Genomic DNA, 20,153 nt, shown 5'->3' with positions numbered 1-20,153 from the left:
ATGTCTAAGTACGACTCCCATCTAAAATGTTCGTTTTGTGGCAAGTCTCAAGAGCAAGTGCGCAAGTTGATCGCAGGCCCAGGGGTGTATATCTGCGACGAATGCGTGGACTTGTGCAATGAAATTTTAGATGAGGAGTTGTTTGACTCAAGTGCAGTGCCCCCAGCGGCGGTGGCTCCGAAGCAGGAAACGACGCAAAAGCGCCGCGCTACCTCGGGCAAAAGTATGTCGATGAGCCAAATTCCGAAGCCGAGGGAAATTAAAAATTACCTCGACGAAAACGCCATCGGGCAAGATGAGGCGAAAAAGGTGCTCTCGGTGGCAGTTTACAACCACTACAAGCGCCTTAGCTTTATCCATGCCAAAAATAGCGGCAAGCACCCGCCGGAAGAAGTAGAACTGCAAAAATCGAATATTTTGTTAATCGGGCCGACGGGCTGCGGAAAAACTCTGCTGGCTCAGACTTTGGCGGATATGCTAGACGTGCCGTTTGCGGTGGCTGACGCGACGACGCTGACGGAAGCGGGCTATGTCGGGGAAGATGTGGAAAATATTTTGCTGCGGCTGCTGCAAGTGGCAGATATGGACGTGGAAGAGGCGCAGCGCGGAATTATTTATATTGATGAAATTGACAAAATAGCCCGCAAGAGCGAAAATCCTTCGATTACCCGGGATGTTTCTGGGGAAGGCGTGCAGCAGGCGCTGTTGAAAATGCTCGAGGGGACGATCGCGAATGTACCTCCCCAAGGCGGCCGCAAGCATCCCTATCAAGACTGCATCCAAATTGATACCAGCAATATCATGTTTATTTGCGGCGGCGCTTTTGTCGGTCTAGAGAAAGTGATAGAGCAGAGAACGGGTAAAAAGTCAATGGGTTTTATTCAGCCAGGAGAAGCTGTGCCGAAGGAAAAGCGGGCTGCTGATGTACTCAAGCAACTGGAACCAGATGATTTGGTGAAGTTTGGGATGATTCCTGAGTTTATTGGGCGGGTGCCGGTGGCGGCGGTGTTAGAGCCGCTGGATGAGGAAACGCTGATGGCGATTTTGACTGAGCCGCGCAATGCTTTGGTTAAGCAGTATCAAAAGCTGCTGAAGATGGATAATGTGCAGTTGGACTTTAAGCCGGATGCGATTCGGGCGATCGCCCAGGAAGCATACCGCCGCAAAACTGGAGCGCGGGCGCTGCGGGGAATTGTCGAAGAATTGATGTTGGATGTGATGTACGAGTTGCCGTCGCGCAAGGATGTTGCCCGGTGTACGATTACTAAGGAAATGGTCGAGAAGCGATCGACTGCTGAGTTGTTGGTACTTCCGTCTTCCCTCCCAAAACCGGAGTCGGCTTAAAAGTTTTTGTATTGTCAATTTTCATCTGCGGTTAAGAAATTTTCTTTTTTTTAACCGCAGATATAGGCAGATAAACACAGATTAACGCAGATGAATATCTAAAATATAAAATTGCCCAATTCCCAACTAGGAAGCGAAAGAAGTTGATTTTTAGTCATTTCGGGTTTCACCTAGATAATCGGGTTTCAATCGTTTCAGACTTTTTTCACTAATCGGGAAATACACATTAAGGGATCGATGTCCTTGGTAAGTATCCGTGAATTTCCATTCTAAAATTAAAGCTGCTACAATCAAGCAACCGTTAGCAACATAAGCTCCAGTGTCTTTAATACCAAATTTACTTTGTTTTCTACCCCACCAATATTCACAAGCGTGTTTTAACCCATAACTTGTATGTCGATAATTAAATGATTTGATGGAGTCTATTTGACTCAGCCAATATCTAGAGCGATAAATTTGGTCAATATAATATTTATCATTCCAATTTTCGATTTGCCAAAGCTTAAATTCACTCGCCACTGTCCCCATTCTAATTTTGTAACGGCGGTATTGTTGTTCATTCTGAAAATACCCATCAACAGTTAACCAAGGATGTTTTTCAACTACGGTCAAAACTCTCTTCCATTCTGATTCAAAATCGATACCTAATAAAAAAGGAAAATCGTATTCGCTCAAAAGTTCTCTCATTTTTTCTCTACCTCAACAGGAGGGCAAGTATTAGTATAGCAATAAGGATAACTGGTGCTGCCAGCCTAGCCCAAAACACGGTTTCTGTAAGTTCCAAAGCCAGAAAATCCCAGACACCAACAGATATCCACAGCATTATACCTACCCAAATCAAAATAGCGGAGAGCGACATACTCGCCCCAAACCCTGAAAACTGTTTTATGCCATAACCGCCAAGAAGCCGGTTATGGCATAAACTGGATTTTGACTGCGGAGCGTGGTGGAATAGGCCGGAGAGCCCGTTCCTAAGAATAGTGCAAGATGTAAGATCAACTGGACTTAATATTATATGTCAAGCCAATTCCCAATTCCCAATTCCCAATTCTCATTTACCAGTCTATAAAATCATCCTCACCTAACTCAGAAGATAACTCGGAAGAATCCGGTTGAGATTCCAATCTAAAAGTTTCCGACTCCCAAATCTCCAAGTCATCGGACAAATCGACTACTTCCCCGTCAAATATATCAGCCAATTGCCTAGCCGAATTTGCGACATTTCGCGCGTCATCACGCACCGCTACAGCCTGAGCTTTAGAGTCATTCTGAGAGTCTGTAGAGCCGTTGGTCGGCGATCGCGATTCGGAAATTAGGGGCACATTAACGGCGGTATTTTCAGCCGCTGGTGGGTGTTTTTGTTCTTCTCCCCCATTACCCAAAACATCATCTGTAATCTCAGAACCCGCCGAGTTTGGCACCTGTTGGCCCGCATCATCCGCAGGATGAGAATTCCTGGGATTTTCGCCAACAGGTCCGTTAGAAGTTGGCAAATCCTTGGGGCGGGAACTATTAGTGTCAGCGGGATTTGTTAATCCAACTTTTACTGTTACTTGTCGGTTAAAAACTTTCAAAAAAGCTTCTTCAATATTACCTACTTTGTCTTTAGCTGTATTGAGCAGCTTCGGCGCTCGGATCTTAACATAGGCAGTATTATTGGTAAAAATTACTAGATTTCCGTGTTGGCGAAGCAGGACTTGAGTGCTGAACGGTTGCACTTGGGCAAGTACCTGTTCCCACACTCGATTTAAATCGATTTCATCGGCTGAATTAGTCGGTGAATAATTTGTTTGATTCGTTTCAGCAATTGGTACAGGTGCGGGAATCGCTGCAGGAGGTGTGCTTTCTGTTCGATTAGCCACAGGCTGCGAAGTCGGTGGAGGATTTTGAGGTTGGGCAGCCGGAGGTTGTTCAATATTAGATGTCTGGCTCCCCCCCGAAGCAAGGGGGGGTTGGGGGGGGTGAATTTGTGATGGAGCAATATTTCTACCTGGTTCGGCTGTTGGTTGTGGCTGAGTTCTAATTGCTGAGGGCAACAATCCCAATAGCGTTACTTCCAGCCATAAACGCGGCTGAGTGGTATTTTTTATTTGCACTTCATGGGTTTGCAAATGTTTCTGACCGGCCAAAATTAACTCGGTCTCCCAATTCAGGGCAAAATTGCAAAGTTTGCCCCAAGTTGCATCGGTTAAAGCTACTAAATTTGACCGCTTTGGTGCCGCTTTGGCTATTAGCAAATCTCGGTAAAAGCTCGCGAGACTTTGCAGCACGATTAGCGGTTCCCGACCGCGATCCATGAGGTGGCGGGTCATGTCTATTAATGCTGTAGGGTTATCATTTTTAATAGCTTGCAGCAACTCCATTAAGTCATTCTCTGGGACGGCACCGACTAAATCCCAAACTTTTTCGACTGTTACTTGCCCGGAAAACAAGCTCAGTTGGTCGAGCAAACTTTCGGCATCTCGTAAACCTCCTTGGGCGAGTTGACCAATCATTTGTACTGCATCGCTAGCAATGTTAATATTTTCTAATTTGGCAATTTTATGTAAGTGAGCAATCATTGAGTCGAGGGGTATGCGGCGAAAATCAAATTTTTGACATCGAGAGATGATGGTTGGTAAGACTCTTTGTGGGTCGGTTGTGGCGAGGACAAATACAACGCGATCGGGCGGTTCTTCTAGGGTTTTGAGTAGAGAGTTGAATGCCTGGGTGCTTAGCATATGGCAATTATGAACCAGAAGACCGTTAGCGACAAAATTGTGGTTGTCTTCTACTTCAATATCATAAACTCTCTCGACCCCAGCGACTTTTACAGATTCGACTGTCTCCAAACTTGTAATCCATTGAAGGGATTGAATACTTTTTAAAGTCTGATACCCATTTTCTACTGGTTTCAGCACCCATGTGTATGTAGTCGTAGGTTTTACAGGTGTTAGACCTTCTGTAAAATTTAGTTGTTGTTGGGTATCCCAAACCTGTAAGCCAATTGGCAAGGAGTTGATTTTCTGCCCTAGAATATCCTTCTGTATGAATTTGGATGCTTGGACTTCCTTCTGGGGAAATGCTGAGCGAGCCATCATCCATGTACCACCAAGCAAGTCCTTCGGGAGTGACGCGATCGAGCCAATCCATTGTGACGTATTTTCCGTTTCCGTTGGGTTTAACAGCGTCAAAGACATCTCTAAGTTGGGGATGGCAGACTGTGTTGCAACAGACTGATATATTTCCGTATCCTCGGTTAGGTGTAACTCGTAACTTTGGTCGCAGTGTCGAAAGGCAAGAAGCTTTGTATTCCAACCATTCCCGCTGCTTTTCTCCGTGTGTCCAGCCCAATCTTGGAAATCGGCTATATTTATTTGGGTAGGTGATAAAACCGTCTCCAAGCAATGTTCCGTAGATGAGTCCGAGTGTTTCTGGTTGCAAAACTTCGGCATTTGCCAAGAACTTTTCCGTTCTTGCATCCCAAAGTCCATGTCCTTTTTTATACGGATGTCGCTGCCAATGAGACTGAATGCTCTTAATCCCTTTGCCTTTTTTTTGTAAAAAGTCTGGTATTTCGAGTTGTTCTCCACAGCCACACGCACAGAGAGGCCGGATAGCTTGAGCCTGTCCGAGAATAGAGGCCAAGTCGTAGGATTTTTGTCCGTAGGTATTCCCGTAAAATTGATGTCCTCTGGCAAATCTCCGCAAGCGTCCATCTGTTCCAATTTTGTGAATGACGGTGCCGCACCCACATTCACAGGGGATAGTATCTTCACTCCTTCTTTTACGTTTTTTGCTTGTATCCATCCCTGTTCTGTCCTGATTGGATGATTGCCAGTACATCTGATTTCTCGGTTGGCGGTTTTAATCACCAGTGTTTGTTTTTCCCCTCGGTCTAACCACCTCAAAACTTTTTTAAATTCCCAAACTTCTGAAGTTTCGTTATAGCTGAGAACTTGTTTTCCTTTGATGTTGGGATTGTCGATCCGCATCAGACCTTCGCTAGTTTTTATCTGAGAATCACCGCTCAAACACTCGTCTATTACATATACTTTATAGCGGCACTGTACGGGGGAAAATTGAGCTCGTTCGATCAAATCCCGAATGTTATCTACTCCGGTGTTGCTGGCGGCGTCAATTTCGATGACATCTAGTGTCGAACCTCGGGCAATTTCTTGGCAAACGTTGCATTTGCCGCAGGGTGTCGGGGTGGGGGCAACCGTAGAAATACAGTTGAGAGATTTGGCGAAAATTCTGGCACTAGAGGTTTTACCGGTGCCTCTGGGGCCGGTGAATAGATATGCTGGTGCTATGCGCTCTTGTAGGATGGCGCTGGTGAGGGTTTGGGCGATCGCCTCTTGACCGACTAATTCGGCAAATGTCTGAGGGCGATATTTGTGGTGCAGGGGTTCGTAAGTCACGATCGAATATGGGTGGTATTAGCTGTAATCTTAGCTAAGGAGACGTTGTTCGATCGCAAAGAGAGCTCGACTTTCACAGCCAGCCACCCGGTGGGCTTGCAGGGCGTCCGCGAGCGCACAGTAGGAATTAGCACCCTCCCAACCTCCGCCCCTCGATCGTCCGGGCGATCGGCTGTTGTCCTTGATGTTTTCCGCTGCTCGCTCCCAGAGTTACTATTAATTTATGTGTATTTCTTTTTATTTTGCTAGAAACGGAGACCGCCCAACAAACATTTTTTTTTAGCTGTATTGGTATAATATATTACAGAGAATTCACGATTTCTTATTGCCCATGCGATGGCGGGATTTTCCGATATTTCGGGAACCTGCTTGCACTTAAAGATAAAGTATCAATTAGAGGGTGCGTACTCCTGTTGCAGAAATCCAGTTGTACCAAGATGATGGTGGAATGATGTCAATGTTGGTTGAGCCAGTTGCACTACCAGCTCTACTCTGGACTCCTGTTATAAATATAGCGTCAAATTTTACCCTTTAAAAGCCCATGTCAACCCAAATAATCCTTGTAGAACCAAGGTTGGCAGTAGCCTCTCCCAAACCTAAACAGGCTAAACCCGGAAATCCGTCCTCAGACCAACTCTTCATGGGAGCGTCGGGATTACTGTTGGTATTGCTTCTCGGTTTAGCACTGTTTACCAAGCTAAAACTCGGCGATTTGAGCAAAAAGCTTAAATTTGAGGAGTTTAGAACTCGAGAACTCCAGAAAAAATACAAAATGGCTCTGGAAACCATATCAAAGATGGAAAAGAATCCCGACCTTATCCACTCGCGAGACTTTAATTTAGACTACCTGAGAATGCGGATGGCGGAAGAAGTCTTTCACTTTGCCATTGTGAACCAGATCAAGGTAAAAGTCAAAGAAAAAATTAGTATTGCCCTGCGTCCGACTCAGGGTGCAGTGGGAGATAAAAACGGGAATGCCGGCAGCGGCAGGCAAGTGGATTCGATGTTTGATATCGAATACGAAACTGGCGACCCCGCAGTAAAAATAGAAAAACGAGTGCTGTTTCGGATTCAAATTAAGCTGATGAAACTGCCGACTCAGGCAACATCGGCGACAATTAATCAAATTATTGACTGTTTGGAAACTTATCTGAGTCCTTCAGACGACCACGACAGTTGGCAGCCGACAATTCAAGGTCGGATAGTTCATATTGAGTGGGATCAAAAAGCAAAGCCGACGCCGATGTTGGTGCTGGAACAGTCGAATGAAGGGGTGAATGTTACCTTTAGGACTACGAGAACGCCTACCGGTAGACCTACAAATGAGACTGAGGGCCAGTTGCCAGTAGCGAAAAGCCCCAAAAGCGGCAAAAGTAGTTCTAAAAGTCCAGCCAAAAGTGGGACAAAAAGTCCTGCTAAGGTAGGAGGAAAGCGTCCCGGTTCTCGGAAATAAGTTGAGGTGGATTAATTTTATTTTCCCGAAAGAACGCCTGTGGCAGCCGCTGTTGATGAATCTTGTGCGAGGTAGCCGTCTTCCATGTGAATAATGCGATCGGCTATGTCTAAAATGCGGTTGTCGTGGGTGACCAGCAAAATAGTGCACTGCTGTTCTTTGGCCAAACCTCGCATAATTTCTACCACATCTCGACCTGATTTACTGTCTAGTGCTGCTGTGGGTTCGTCTGCTAATACTAATTTAGGTTGGCCCACTAACGCCCGGGCGATCGCAACTCTTTGTTTCTGTCCGCCAGAAAGGCTGTCGGGGTAATAATCCATTCTTTCTCCCAAGCCCACAGCTTCCAGCATTCCCTCTATTTTATCCTTAGTTTCTTGGCGAGAAAGATGGCTGTGCAGTTCTAAAGACATTTGGACGTTTTGCCTAGCTGTCAAGCATTTGAGCAAATTGTGACCTTGGAAAATATAGCCGATGTCGCGGCGAACTTTAACTAATTTATTTTTCCCGGTTCCCCGCAATTCTTGGTCTAGAATTTTGAGACTACCTTCTTGGATCGATCGCAAAGCTCCAATCAAGGTTAACAATGTTGTTTTACCAGACCCAGAAGGTCCAGTCATTAGCACAATTTCGCCCGGATAAATTTCTAGGTTGATGTCAAATAATGTCTGTTTACGAAGTTGTCCTTCGCCGAAGGAATGATTGAGATTTTTAATTGAGACAACTGGTAAAGTGTTCATAGTAATGACTATATTTAAAAATATAAAATTAATGCCATATAGAGCAACAGCCCAGGCTCATATACGATCGGGATCGATTCCCTGCGATCGCAAATAAGTCGCCAATCGCTCTTTTTGTTCTCGTTCTCGATCGGCCCGTTCTCGTTCAGCGTCGGCCCGTTCTCGTTCAGCGTCGGCCCGTTGGCGTTCCAGTCTAGCTCGCTCGCTCCCCGTCAGCAACAAATTGCCTTGGTTATCCCACCAGCGCAACCACTGCTGTGTCTGATTTTGATAGCTACCCGACCATACACCCAACTCTACTCCCATCAGGTCGATCGGGTAATGTCCGCGATCGTTCGGTTCCAAGCGGTGATATCGAGTATTCACACAGTTATAGACTTCTAATTCACTGGTTTGGATCTTGTAGATTGCGTAGTAGGGAATCCTGATAATCCGCTCGTATACCCAAAATTTTCCCGGTTTCTGATTTCCCCCAGATGGTAAAGCAGATAAGGGAGTGTTGTCGAGTTCTTCAGAACCATCGCCACTAGCAAATTCGATCGCAATCAGCGGCACAATATACTCTCGCCACAGCACATAAGAACGGCGGTATTGCCCGTCTAATCTCGGCGGGACGCTGGGGACGTAGAACCAGTCAGGCGCTTCGGCACCCTTTTCTGGAGGGTCGGTTTCGCGCCAGTAGATACCGCAATCTTGCCCGATCGCATATTGTCCGTCAGGATGAAGATTTTGCAGCGTAATTTCCAGGGAGTCTGTGAGCAGGATACTCTGGGGATGTTCTTGAAAGTTTTTCACAAACGTGCCGTCAGATTCTGGGAGTTGCGTGTGGTCGGGAAAGGCGGGAGGCAAAGCTGTGGGGTTGAGGTTTTGGGTCATAGCCTAGAACCGAGGGAGAGCGCGAGCGAGAGCGAGACGGATGCTCTCCTACAGCATAGCGCTCGATCTGCACAGCTATCCAATTCCTTATGGAGAAAAGAATTGAGGATATCAAATTATCGATGAAAAACCCAGTTGCTTTTTTTCGTTGCCGAACCTCCTTCGTTAAAAAATATCCGCCGGGTCAGCCGCCTGCAACTTCCTAACTGCGATCGCCCCCGACACAGAACACATGATCACTGTCATTACAAAAACAGTTATAACTTTTGTCAAAGTCATATACATCGGCAAACTCGTAGCACTTCTCCCTAAATTGTACAGCACCACAGAAACCCCAAACCCCGGCAAATAACCAAGAATTGCCAGAATCATAGCCTCTTGAAACACCACACCCAAAAAGTAAATGTCCTTATATCCCATTGCCTTGAGCGTAGCGTATTCCGGCAAGTGATCGGTAACATCAGTATAAAGAATTTGATAAACAATCACTATCCCGACGATAAATCCCATTGCCGCGCCGAGAGTGAAAATAAATCCGATTGAGGTACTTTCCTGCCAATATTTTTTTTCAAAATCTGCAAATTCTTCTTTAGAAAAAATTATCACGTCTTTCGGAAAAGTTGCCGTCATTTTATCAACAACTGCCTTAACATCCGTTCCCGGCTCCAACTTAACAACACCTATATCAATTAAACCTCTTGTCCTCCGCGTCCCAAAAATCCGCAGAAAGTTCAAATCGCTAGTAACAAGATTGCCGTCGGCACCGAAAGATGCGCCTAAAGTAAATAGCCCCTCTACCCTAACGCGGCGGTTGTCAACTTCAGTTTCAACAGGTTTTCCCTGCTTGAAATATTCCACTACCGGCCCAAACTCCGGGCGAGAAGCTTGGTCAAATAAAACCACATCCGAAATTTGGATTTTGTGCAAATTATTTTGGATCTCCGGTATATCCAAAATCGGATGAGTTGGGTCAAAACCGATGACCATCAATTGGCGGGTATTGCGCTGGTTTGGATCGGGATTTTTCCACAATCCAAAGCCTAAATATACCGGACTAATTGATGTAACGCCGTTAAAACTCAAGGCTTGATACAAGCGCCGCTGGGGAAAACTTTTCATGGCTATTAAAGCCGTAGACTGGGTGTTGATGATAAAAATATCCCCTTTTAACTTCGAGTGAAAGCTGATAGAGCTTTCAAATAGCGCGTCTCTAAATCCGAACTGCATAAACATTAGCAAGTCGGCAAATCCAATGCCGGCTAGGGCGATTACTAATCGCATTTTTTCGCGGGTTAACTGTGCCCAAGCTAGCGGTATTTTTGCCATAACAGTCGATTTTATATCTGAGATTTTGGGCAGTGGATTGAATAATTTTAGGACTTAAGCGCGGGTGTTGAGAAACCTGGTTTTTTACCCTTATATTTGATTCAAACCCTTAATTTCGGTAAAAAACCCGATTTCTTGATCCCCCATGCGTAAGTCCTGTCAACGTAAAATTTAGATATTTATTTTGACTTCAACCTGCAAGTTTGTTAGGGCTGCAACTTTCTTGCTGGATTCGGGATCGAGGCGAATTCTTACTTCGACAACTCTAGCATCGGTGTCGGCTGCGGGGTCTGTATTGAGGACATCTTTTTTGCCGATTTGTTTGCCGATGCGAGCGACTTTTCCTTCCAAAGTGCCTGCAAATACGGGGCTGCTGACGGTAGCGCGCTGGCCGTTTCGCACTTTTGCGATGTCGGTTTCGTAAACTTCTGCTACGGCATACATTTGGTCGGTGCGGCCTAGTTCTACGATGCCGTCTTGAGTGTTGATGCCTTCTCCTTGTCGGGTGTGAACTTTGAGGATGTAGCCGGATACGGGTGCTTTGATGTAGCTTAAGTTTAAGTCTACTTGAGCTTTTTGTTTTGTGGCGATCGCACTTTCGACGGCGGCTTGGGCGGCTTGCACGTCTTCGGGACGGACTTCGGCAATTTGGTCGAGATTTGCTTTGGCTTGATTGATTTGTTCTTGGCCGGTTTCTGCTTTTTGTTTGAGTATTGCTTCGGCTTGATTGATTTGTTCTCTACCAGTTTCTATCTTTTGATTTAAGGTGGCTCTAGCTTGGTTAATTTCCTGCCTGCCTGTTTCTAACTTGCGTTTGAGATTGGCTCGCGATTGATTGATTTCCTGCTTGCCTGTTTCTAATTTTTGTTTGAATGTGGCTTGCGTTTCAACTATCTGCTCTTGTAAAGTTTGTACGGTTTTATTTAAGATAGCTTGAGCTTCTTTGACTCTCTGGCGAGCCGTCTCTACTACTAAGCGTTTGGTGTCGTAGGCGGAAGCAGAAATTGCGCCTGTTTCTGAGAGTTCTTTATTGCGTTGTTCCTCGGCTTCGGCGTTTTTCAATTCTGCTTTTAGCCGATCGACTGTAGCGTTTTGAGAGGCAATTTCGCCGCGCAATTGAGCTTCTAGCCTCGCCAATTTTGATTGCTGCACCTCTGTTTCTCTTTTGAGTTGTGCCTCAAATTTGGCAAGATTAGCTTGTTCGGCTTCAGTTTCTCTTTGCAGCGCGGCCTCAAATTTGGCGACGTTAGCTTGTTCGGCTTCGGTTTCTCTTCGCAGTTGAGCTTCTAAGCGGGCGACATTGGCTGCTTCGCCTTCGGTTTCTCTTTGCACTTGTGCTTCAAACTTGGCAACTTCTGCTTTTTGAGCACCGACAACGCCTGTTTTTGCGCCTGCTTGAATTTTCGCTAATTCTGCTTGTTTGACTTTGACTTCTTTGTCGGCTTGTTGGAGGATTGCTTGGAGCCGATCGCGCGTATCGAGAACTGCTATGATTTGTCCTTTACTGACTCGATCGCCCTCTTCCACCTGCAACAGTTCTATTCTTGCTCCCTCCGACGCCGAAGGGGCTGACAATTTGATCACTTCCCCCTGTGGAGTCAACCTACCCAAAGCGGTAACGCTGGTGGGGGTGGCGGCGGGAGTTGCAGCAGCCGTTGCAGCAGCCGCCTTTAACTCTTCGGCTTTTCTAATTTGAGATACTTGCCAAAAACCGACTCCTGTGGTAATAACAGTAGCGGCGATCGCTAAACCGATGACTCCTCGCCCAGGGGGTTTTAAAAATGATTTATCCTTGACCCGTGATTCCTTGCCCATGACTTATAAAGTAGGTGATTTTCTGATTAAGTTTTTTTCACCCACTGTGAAGTATTGTAAACACATTTAAGCTATTTAGGGAAATCAAAAAGCACCTCGGTCATGTAATGTTCGGCCCAATCTTGACCGAAAGCTTTTTCGAGTACGCGGCGGGTTTTGTCGTTTTGCTGCTGCTGGGTGCAATAGTAAATTTGAGCGTCTAGAATTTTCGATCCTTCGGCGGCAGAGACTGGCTGGCAAGCGACTGCCTGTTGGCAGTGAATTTCAACGTAGGATTGAACAATATCCAAAAACCGGCTTTCTTCTTCGAGAGACTCTGGCCGCACAAACAGACAAAATTCTGAGAAAATATCCCCCCATTCGGGAATTTGGCGGGGACAAGAAAATTGGTTGATCTGCAAACTTTCTAGTTGGGTTCGGTAGGTTTCCGACAAAGTTCGATCGGAATTGAGGGGAGAAAGGTCTGCGATCGCGGCGCTAACTTGGCCTTTGCCTGCTACTATATCCGTACCGAACATCGGCAAAGCATAATTCGGTCTGGGAAACATCACGCAGTGCAGGATATCCAGCAGCGGCCCGACTTTAGCGAGTTCTAGATGTATTTTGCGGAACTGGGGCGTTTGATAGCAGCGGTTTTCAATGATCAGTTTTTCTCCTTCCAAGCGCCCTTCTACGTATCCCAACTCAGCGGGCAGGTGGTAGGGTTCGAGGTCGAGATAGCGATGCCATACTGCTTCCATCCGATCTGCTAAATCGCGGATGAGATGGTGCTGTTGGTCGCGCAGAGAAGGCTGGGATATTTCTAACATTCCTATTTAGCAGCCGATAGCTTAATAAAACTTGATTCTACTGTTGCACGATGCAGGAAAAAAGGTAGATACTTTTAAGGATATCAGCAGATCGACTTGCCGATCGAGCAAGTTTTACGGGAGATTTTGTATGTTTGGTCTGGGATTGCCCGAAATGGGCATTGTTGCGGTAGTCGCTATTTTAATTTTCGGCCCCAAGAAGATTCCGGAGTTAGGAAATGCCTTGGGGAAAACCTTGCGTAGTTTTAAGGATGGCATCAGTCAATCTGATGATGATGCTGTTGATCAGGAGAAGGATAAAGAAGAAGAGGGCCAGCCGAAAGTGTAAATTAGGTTGGTAGTGAGGACTTTATTCCTCATTTTTAAGAAGGAAAGTCCTCACTAAGAACCTATTTGGGAAAGTTGCCTTCTCTAACTTCGAGGGAATAATCTTTCACAGCTTGGGTAATTGTTTCTCGCAAATTGGCGTAAGCTTTCGCAAAAGGCGGCTGTTTTTCAGAAAGTCCCAACAAGTCGGAAGTAACTAAAACTTGGCCGTCGCAGTGCGGCCCGGCGCCGATACCAATGGTGGGAATAGTTAATTTTTGGGTAATTTGAGCGGCTAAGTCTGCGGGAATGTGTTCTAAGACGATCGCAAAGGCACCTGCTTCTTGAAGGGCGATCGACTCTGCTAGGATGCGATCGGCTGCTTCGGCTGTTTTTCCTTGTTTTTTGTAGCCGAGTTGGTGTACGGACTGCGGAGTTAAACCGACGTGTCCCATCACGGGAATTCCGGCGGATGTTAGCTGCGAAACTGTGGCGGCTATTGCTGGATATCCACCTTCCAATTTTACAGCTTGAGCGCCAGTTTCTTTCAAAACTCTCCCGGCCGAGTGCATGGCTTGCTGGGGACTTTCTTGGTAAGTCAAAAACGGCAAATCGACCACAATTAATCCTTGTTTAACACCGCGGCGCACTGCTTTAGCGTGGTGCAGCATTTCATCGAGGGTTAGCGGTAGGGTTGTTTCGTAGCCTAAGACTGTCATTGCGAAGGAATCGCCGACTAGGATGATGTCTACGCCTGCTTGGTCGAGTAGTTGGGCGATCGCATAATCATAAGCTGTCAGCGCGACAATTAATCGCCCTTGTTGTTTCCACTGAATTAATTGATGAGTAGTGACTGACATTTTAGTGCAAAAATATAATATTATTTGTGGGTATTACTTATGATATCAAATATAATAAATTATATACAATCCATATTGTAGGGTGTGTGAGGCGCGGCGATTAAGAATTTAGCACTTACGCATGGGAACCCAGAAACCGGGTTTTTTTACGAAAATACTTCGTTCGTACTCGAAGATTAGGTAAAAAACCCGGTTTCTTTGTCGGAGTGCGTAAGTCCTGGAATTGTCACAAATCGAGCAAATTAATTCAGCGCCTCACGCACCAGCAAAAACTCAATGCACCCCTGCAATGATGCGCTTCAGCACTAGGTATAAGCTGCGAGCGATCGACTAAATAATCTACAATTTATGCTGCATATTGGACATTTTAACAAAATTTGTAACTCAGAGCGATATTTTTATTTATTCCTGAATTTCCGCTAATAACTGTTCCCCGAAAGGATGTTTTTGCAATTGCTCAAATGTCAAATGTCCTTTACTAATTCCTTGACGCCACAGCCCAACATAATTTTTCCACCCAATCTGAATGTTGGGGTGGTTTGCGGGCAACTTGCTGCGAAAAATTTCCACAGCTTGCAAAAATAGCGGTTCCGCTTCCGAGTACCTTCCTTGGGATTGATAAAGTAGGGCTAAATTGTTGAGGTCAATAGCTAAACTGGGATGGTCTTCAGGAAGCGATCGCTTGTGTATTTCCACAGCTTGCAAATACAGCGGTTCCGCTTCCGAGTACCTGCCTTGGGATTCATAAAGTCCGGCTAAATTGTTGAGGTGAGTAGCTAAACGGGGATGGTCTTCAGGAAGCGATCGCCTGTCTATTTCCACAGCTTGCAAATACAGCGGTTCCGCTTCCGAGTACCTGCCTTGGGATTCATAAAGTCCGGCTAAATTATTGAGGTGAGTAGCTAAACTGGGATGGTCTTCAGGAAGCGATCGCCTGTCTATTTCCACAGCTTGCAAATACAGCGGTTCCGCTTCCAAGTACCTTCCTTGGAATTTATAAATTTGGGCTAAATTGTTGAGGTGATTAGCTAAACTGGGATGGTCTTCAGGAAGCGACCGCCTGTCTATTTCTAATGCTTGCAAAAACAGCGGTTCCGCTTCCAAGTACCGACCTTGGGAAGAATAAAGTTCGGCTAAATTATTGAGGTGATTGGCTAAACTGGGATGGTCTTCAGGAAGCGATCGCCTGTCTATTTCCACAGCTTGCAAATACAGCGGTTCCGCTTCCGTGTACCTTCCTTGAGATTGATAAAGTTGGGCGAGGTAATTCAAGCTACTTGATAATTCCAGTTCCATCTCTAACTCTTGTTGCAGCCCGATCGCCTTTTGAAAATAATCGATCGCCAATTCATACTCATCCTGAAAATTTTCGCACTCTCCAGACTCTATCCTTCTGTAATAAATCTTCCCCATACTCGCATAAAGACTTGCCAAACTGGGGTCTTGGAGTCCTTTTTTCTGTTCGGTTCGCGCGATTAAATCCTGCAAATCTTCCAGCGGAATCAAACTCGGCGGTTCGCGATCGTCCTCTTCAACTAGGCATCGAAACGGTTCAAATTCCGTTTTGGGAACAGCCGCAGTTTTTTTCGTATCAAAGCGAAACACACCTTTCCGCCAACTCCAAAAATCAGGAGACTCGTTACTAATCAGAATTTCAATTTGTCGCGTCACCCACAAGACAATCGAAAACGGAAACTCCCGCATTGCTTCCCGCGTCCATTGCAAATAGCCAAAAAACACTTGTTGTTCCGATCGACTTTCGCCAAATTGTTTAAAAAACCGCAGTTTTTCCACACCCGTCACCGTGATCACGGCTTTTCCCCGCTGCTGCAAATATGCTTCTTGTTCGACTAAATTGGCGATCGCCGATCGCAAACTCGGTTCACCCCTCGCCAATTCTACGCGATAGCGGCGGATATCCGGTTCGAGATCTGCTTCATAATCCGCAATCAGGCGATCGCGACAGTCGCTATCATCGCAAACCGCGATTAGCAAGTTGAGAATATCTTTACCCGCTTCAATTGACACGAGTAAATCTTCATAATTATCTTGGTTTTGACTGTTGAGATTCGACATAATTAATTGTCATTGGTATCGAAGTCTCGATCCCCCTAAATCCCCCTTAATAAGGGGGACTTTGAGAGTAGACTCTCGAAGTCTCGATCCCCCTAACTCTCCCGCCGGAGGGAAACGAAAGAGAACACTCTTTTCCCTTATTAAGGGGGGTTAGGGGGATCGACTATCAAAGTCTCGATCCCCCTAAATCCCCCTTAATAAGGGGGACTTTGAGAATACTATCGAAGTCTCGATCCCCCTAAATCCCCCTTAATAAGGGAAACGAAAGAGAACACTCTTGTCCCCCCCTTATTAAGGGGGGTTAGGGGGGATCGACTTTGGACTCAGACATTACCTTAGTCGGCGTAGGCCGACTTTGTTTGTGTAGCAGCGGTTTCAACCGCCGTTTCAACCGCCGAGTTTAATTGTTGAGTATAAAAGAAATTATTCACGCGGAAAATCATCTCGCTGCTTTAACAATTCTAGCACGATCGGGTGAATGTCGTACCACAAAACAGCATTGCGATATTCCAAAACATACAACCCATGCAGCAAGTCCAAAAAGCCTTGTGCTTTCGGGTCAGCAGGTTTAAAATCTCTGTAAGTTGCCATCAACATCTCATAATCAGTTGTTCCTAAACGGGTATCGAAATCGATCCGCAATTTATTAATCGCTTCCTCAAACACCTCAGCATTAATTTTAATCGCAGCTTCTGGATTCCGTCGCACCAACCGCAAACAAATGCGGCAGCATTCGTTTGCAATTCTAATCAATTCTCGCAATACTCCACCGCTGTATGCGACAACGCGATCCAGTGTTTCGGGTTCGATCAATTCACTTCCCAAGCGTTTAGCTAAAACCTCTTTCAATCTCGCCGCCGGTTCCGCCATTGCAACAGCATCAGCCTTCCGGCTTTCCCCGCGTTTAAACAGCTTAGTTACTGGCATAAACACGACTTGATTGTTAGTTTCTGTTTCCACGGTAGCGGCTAAAGAGACCTCTCGCATCGCCGAAATAGGAGTTGTTAAAATAATCCTAAAACTTGGCAAAAAAAGCGCTTTAATATGTTCTTGATAAAGTTGGCGAACTACACCTAAATCCAATTTATCCAAGTCATCGATCACTACAATTACGTCTTTGTTCGCCCCTTGTCTAACTACGGCAGCAATCTCGTTAATTCTTGCAACCAAATCCGAAACTTTGCGAATAAACTCTTGTTTGATTTCTTCGCGAATCGTCGCATCAGCTTTTAACTTGCCTTGAATCATCTTAAACAGGTCAAACCCCACCGATCCGCTGGCGCCCAATTCGTCAATTGTTGTTTTAGTTTTAGTGGCAAACCAGTTATAAAATGATTCTTTAATTGATTTTTTGATAGGGATTTCCTGTTTTTCGGCTGCATCCATCAACTGAACTGCGATCGCAAATAAAATATTGATATGATTAACATCCGACATTTCGATCAAGTCGGAAATCGAGAAAAAGACTGTAAAATAGCGATCGTCCATCTGGCGGCAAAACTCAGCCAACAGTGTAGACTTACCGCAGCCGCGATGTCCCGTAAAAATAATTTTACCGCTACCGGAAGGGTCATCTTCGACTAATTGCTCTAATTCTTCAAGCACTTCTGTCCCGTATTCTACTCGGAAGTTCTCCACTTCTTTCGGAGTTATTAGGGGCGATAACTCCATATTTGCATAGGCTGTGCGAAAGGATTCTAATAATATTTTTGACATGGCACTCTGAGGCTATTATTTAATGTTATTTATGATTATCAACTAATTTCCTTTAGTCCGCGCAGGCGGACTTCGTTTGTGTAGAAGCGGTTTCAACCGCCGAATCATCAATGCAATAATTACTTCCATCCCAACCACCGCAACAAAGGCACAACCAAATAATGACTGACTCCCAAACAAAGCCCGATCGCACTTCCCAACAAACCAAAAAACACAATTGAACCCCAAACTTGCAGCCAGCCGAAGCTAGCGTTAGACAGTGATAAAATCCCCAAGAAACTCCCCGGAAAAATGTTCCAAGCATTCAGAAACAGAAACATTCCCGTAGAGAAAACAGCCACTACCAAAGCGTGAACTAATTGATGGCTGCGCAAACCCATTCCCACCGTCAGAGAGGCGATCGCAAAAGCTCCCAAAATAACCCCCTGCACACCACTAGAAGCTGTTGCTTCCATCCAACACAAACCAGCCAACAAATAGCCCTGAGCTCCCATCAATCCAGACAGCCAATACTGTTTTTGCTGGCGAAAACTCCCCGCATCCGTCAAACCGATCGCAGTTCCGAACCCCGCCAACCCAAACAGCAGCACTTCGGGCCCGACAGCGAAAGTCATGTTAGGAATTAATTGCTGCAAACCTTCATTCAGAAAACTGGCAATTTGCGGGCCGATAGGCGAAGCATAGCCCAAAACCAAACCGCCGATCGCCCCCGCACTTCCACCAACGCCACCCAGCAGCATTTCCCAGCCGGTATCCAGAGAAGCTACCACCATTTGGGCGATCGCGCCGAACAGCAAAACCATCAAACTTGCAGTTTTTTGCGCCCCGCCCACCACTACTTGTCGGCAGAATTCCAAAACAGCTTGACCTGCAGGGGCGATGGCGATTTTGCCCTTACTCCTAGCATAAATCTCCTGCAAACGCGCCCGAACATCAGCAGCAGTCGCCGGACGCTGCAGCACATTCGATCGCACCATATCGTCCAACAAATTCGCCAAAGCCGGGCTCACAGATACAATGTGGCGCCACCGCAACTCACCCGTCATCGGATCTTCAATTTCCGCCGGATACTTCCCCGTCAGCAAATGAATGCAAGTCCGCCCCAGCGCATAAAAATCCGTCGCCGGCACCACACCGCCGCCCATAATTTGTTCCGGGGGACTGTACCCGGGCGAAATCAACCGCGTCGAACTCCGAGAATCTTTCCCCACGGATTCGACACCGCCCATCTGTTTAACTCCCCCAAAGTCGATCGCCACCAATTGCAGTCCGCCCAAACCCTTGCTCAGCAATACTTGGGGCGATTCCGGGTCGCGCAGCATCAAATTTGAGGGTTTAATGTCGCGGTGAATAATCTGACACCTGTGCAACTCCTCTAAAATTTCCACAGCTTGACTCAGCCAACTAAACACCCATTCCTGCGGACATCCCTGAGGGTGCTCGTCGAGAACCTCTTCTAAAGTTTTGCCGTGAATTTTTTCCATTACCAAACAAGGCAGCCGCCTCGCCGCAGGATTTCCCTCGCCGCCTGCAAAATTTTGCGTTTGGACGTGAAAATAACCGTCAGGCTCGACTCTAGGGACGCCAGGGTGCCGCAAAAGTGCCAAAACCCAAGCTTCTTGCTCGAACAGTTTCAGCGCTTTCGGGGCCGTTTCGAGCAACACTTTCAGGACGCGCTCGGTTTCAGTTTCTGTGTCCCAAACTGTGAAAATCGCTGCAAAACCGCCGGAACCGAGGCCTTGTAGAGGGACGTAGCGATTTTTTAGCCGCAGGGGAGCCCCGCAACTATGACAAAAATTGTTGCCCCAAGTCTGAGGGTAGGGCCTTGGGCAATCTGGATTGATGCAGTGAACGGCTTTTGAAGGGGGGTGAGGCACAACCAGAGTAAGAATGGGGCTAAATATCCATACTAGACTTACGCGCAGTTAACGCAGAAACCAGGTTTTCAGCGAGGTTAAATTGCTGTAACGACGGATTTGGTTTGAGAAACGAGCTTGCTCTTGCTGCACAAGCCCTGTCCATATTATGTTGTATGCTGTCGATTTTTGAGTTAGCGGTCTCAGATTCACGGGATTTTAGATTTGAGATTTTGGTTTTTAGATTGCTACATACTGAATGGAAGTGGAGATCGATCGGGCGATCGATCTCCACTCCCAACCACAACTTTAGGTATTTCTAACTAATTCCTCCTGCCCCATTACCACTTACCAATTCTGATTTTTAAGTATTAAATTCTTTACACAAACCCTCTCTATCCGCTGTTCGGCTCGCTGCACAATATATTTCGATCGATCGAAATTCCCGCCCCGGCTCAGCGATCCCCAGCCTTTCCTCCTGCATCCTTCGTCGCTTACATCTTATAAGATATGTTACAAGTATTTTCGGAATGTAAAGCAAAATAAACAATACTTATGATGATAAAAAGAATA

At 46.1% G+C, this 20,153-nt stretch carries 15 protein-coding genes; 4 read left to right on the top strand and 11 right to left on the bottom strand.

Annotated features, from left to right (window positions below):
• On the top strand, positions 1-1,344 hold the full coding sequence (gene clpX, locus ACUVJL_RS09860) for an ATP-dependent protease ATP-binding subunit ClpX (protein ID WP_332954843.1): 1,344 nt from the start codon (positions 1-3) through the stop codon (positions 1,342-1,344).
• Between the two features lie 150 nt (positions 1,345-1,494).
• Here the strand turns inward: clpX and ACUVJL_RS09855 are convergent, their stop codons facing one another.
• Positions 1,495-2,031: a hypothetical protein gene (locus ACUVJL_RS09855; protein ID WP_445245675.1), complete on the bottom strand. Its 537-nt coding sequence runs from the start codon at positions 2,029-2,031 to the stop codon at positions 1,495-1,497.
• A gap of 368 nt (positions 2,032-2,399) precedes the next feature.
• Positions 2,400-5,747 carry a DNA polymerase III subunit gamma/tau gene (dnaX, locus tag ACUVJL_RS09850; RefSeq protein WP_445245674.1) on the bottom strand — a complete coding sequence of 1,116 codons (3,348 nt, stop codon included), beginning with the start codon at positions 5,745-5,747 and terminating at the stop codon, positions 2,400-2,402.
• A 12-nt stretch (positions 5,748-5,759) separates the two neighbouring features.
• Between dnaX and ACUVJL_RS09845 the strand changes: the two genes are divergently transcribed.
• A complete protein-coding gene (locus ACUVJL_RS09845) occupies positions 5,760-5,996 on the top strand; it encodes a hypothetical protein (protein ID WP_445245673.1) in 237 nt (78 codons plus the stop codon).
• Positions 5,997-6,288: 292 nt separating this feature from the next.
• Positions 6,289-7,200: a hypothetical protein gene (locus ACUVJL_RS09840; RefSeq protein WP_445245672.1), complete on the top strand. Its 912-nt coding sequence runs from the start codon at positions 6,289-6,291 to the stop codon at positions 7,198-7,200.
• A gap of 17 nt (positions 7,201-7,217) precedes the next feature.
• On the opposite strand, the gene ACUVJL_RS09835 is transcribed toward ACUVJL_RS09840, so the two are convergent.
• The 5 genes from ACUVJL_RS09835 to ACUVJL_RS09815 form a co-directional block, all read right to left on the bottom strand.
• Positions 7,218-7,940 carry a DevA family ABC transporter ATP-binding protein gene (locus tag ACUVJL_RS09835; RefSeq protein ID WP_445245671.1) on the bottom strand — a complete coding sequence of 241 codons (723 nt, stop codon included), beginning with the start codon at positions 7,938-7,940 and terminating at the stop codon, positions 7,218-7,220.
• 57 nt (positions 7,941-7,997) lie between these two features.
• Entirely contained in the window at positions 7,998-8,816 is an 819-nt protein-coding gene (locus tag ACUVJL_RS09830; RefSeq protein WP_445245670.1) for a Uma2 family endonuclease, read from the bottom strand.
• A gap of 165 nt (positions 8,817-8,981) precedes the next feature.
• On the bottom strand, positions 8,982-10,142 hold the full coding sequence (gene devC / locus ACUVJL_RS09825) for an ABC transporter permease DevC (RefSeq protein ID WP_445245669.1): 1,161 nt from the start codon (positions 10,140-10,142) through the stop codon (positions 8,982-8,984).
• 171 nt (positions 10,143-10,313) lie between these two features.
• Positions 10,314-11,957: an HlyD family efflux transporter periplasmic adaptor subunit gene (locus ACUVJL_RS09820; RefSeq protein ID WP_445245668.1), complete on the bottom strand. Its 1,644-nt coding sequence runs from the start codon at positions 11,955-11,957 to the stop codon at positions 10,314-10,316.
• A gap of 71 nt (positions 11,958-12,028) precedes the next feature.
• Complete coding sequence (locus tag ACUVJL_RS09815) at positions 12,029-12,766, bottom strand: phycocyanobilin:ferredoxin oxidoreductase (RefSeq protein WP_445245667.1); 738 nt, start codon at positions 12,764-12,766, stop codon at positions 12,029-12,031.
• 130 nt (positions 12,767-12,896) lie between these two features.
• On the opposite strand from ACUVJL_RS09815, the gene tatA reads away from it, so the two are divergent.
• The gene (gene tatA / locus ACUVJL_RS09810) at positions 12,897-13,094 is read left to right on the top strand and encodes a twin-arginine translocase TatA/TatE family subunit (RefSeq protein ID WP_445245666.1); all 198 of its coding nucleotides are present in this window, start codon (positions 12,897-12,899) and stop codon (positions 13,092-13,094) included.
• 61 nt (positions 13,095-13,155) lie between these two features.
• Here the strand turns inward: tatA and panB are convergent, their stop codons facing one another.
• The 4 genes from panB to ACUVJL_RS09790 all read right to left on the bottom strand — a co-directional run bounded on the left by panB (position 13,156) and on the right by ACUVJL_RS09790 (position 19,601).
• Positions 13,156-13,932 (bottom strand): 3-methyl-2-oxobutanoate hydroxymethyltransferase, encoded by a 777-nt coding sequence (panB, locus tag ACUVJL_RS09805; RefSeq protein WP_445245665.1) that lies wholly within the window; start codon positions 13,930-13,932, stop codon positions 13,156-13,158.
• A 402-nt stretch (positions 13,933-14,334) separates the two neighbouring features.
• Entirely contained in the window at positions 14,335-16,008 is a 1,674-nt protein-coding gene (locus ACUVJL_RS09800) for a tetratricopeptide repeat protein (protein ID WP_445245664.1), read from the bottom strand.
• Between the two features lie 423 nt (positions 16,009-16,431).
• Positions 16,432-17,724 carry an AAA family ATPase gene (locus tag ACUVJL_RS09795; RefSeq protein ID WP_445245663.1) on the bottom strand — a complete coding sequence of 431 codons (1,293 nt, stop codon included), beginning with the start codon at positions 17,722-17,724 and terminating at the stop codon, positions 16,432-16,434.
• A 119-nt stretch (positions 17,725-17,843) separates the two neighbouring features.
• Positions 17,844-19,601, bottom strand: coding sequence for a serine/threonine protein kinase (locus tag ACUVJL_RS09790; protein ID WP_445245662.1), 1,758 nt, complete (start codon positions 19,599-19,601; stop codon positions 17,844-17,846).
• Between the last annotated feature and the right edge of the window lie 552 nt (positions 19,602-20,153).

The sequence above is a fragment of the Microcoleus sp. OTE_8_concoct_300 genome (assembly GCF_031383065.1).
Lineage (GTDB): Bacteria > Cyanobacteriota > Cyanobacteriia > Cyanobacteriales > Microcoleaceae > Microcoleus.
This window is presented reverse-complemented; position numbering and strand designations above follow the sequence as displayed.

Bases quoted from the DNA above. Each gene is read 5' to 3' on its own strand.
- clpX (WP_332954843.1), top strand. From the start codon at position 1: ATGTCTAAGTACGACTCCCATCTAAAATGTTCGTTTTGTGGCAAGTCT.
- ACUVJL_RS09855 (WP_445245675.1), bottom strand. From the start codon at position 2,031: ATGAGAGAACTTTTGAGCGAATACGATTTTCCTTTTTTATTAGGTATC.
- ACUVJL_RS09840 (WP_445245672.1), top strand. From the start codon at position 6,289: ATGTCAACCCAAATAATCCTTGTAGAACCAAGGTTGGCAGTAGCCTCT.
- ACUVJL_RS09835 (WP_445245671.1), bottom strand. From the start codon at position 7,940: ATGAACACTTTACCAGTTGTCTCAATTAAAAATCTCAATCATTCCTTC.
- ACUVJL_RS09830 (WP_445245670.1), bottom strand. From the start codon at position 8,816: ATGACCCAAAACCTCAACCCCACAGCTTTGCCTCCCGCCTTTCCCGAC.
- devC (WP_445245669.1), bottom strand. From the start codon at position 10,142: ATGGCAAAAATACCGCTAGCTTGGGCACAGTTAACCCGCGAAAAAATG.
- ACUVJL_RS09820 (WP_445245668.1), bottom strand. From the start codon at position 11,957: ATGGGCAAGGAATCACGGGTCAAGGATAAATCATTTTTAAAACCCCCT.
- ACUVJL_RS09815 (WP_445245667.1), bottom strand. From the start codon at position 12,766: ATGTTAGAAATATCCCAGCCTTCTCTGCGCGACCAACAGCACCATCTC.
- tatA (WP_445245666.1), top strand. From the start codon at position 12,897: ATGTTTGGTCTGGGATTGCCCGAAATGGGCATTGTTGCGGTAGTCGCT.
- panB (WP_445245665.1), bottom strand. From the start codon at position 13,932: ATGTCAGTCACTACTCATCAATTAATTCAGTGGAAACAACAAGGGCGA.
- ACUVJL_RS09800 (WP_445245664.1), bottom strand. From the start codon at position 16,008: ATGTCGAATCTCAACAGTCAAAACCAAGATAATTATGAAGATTTACTC.
- ACUVJL_RS09795 (WP_445245663.1), bottom strand. From the start codon at position 17,724: ATGTCAAAAATATTATTAGAATCCTTTCGCACAGCCTATGCAAATATG.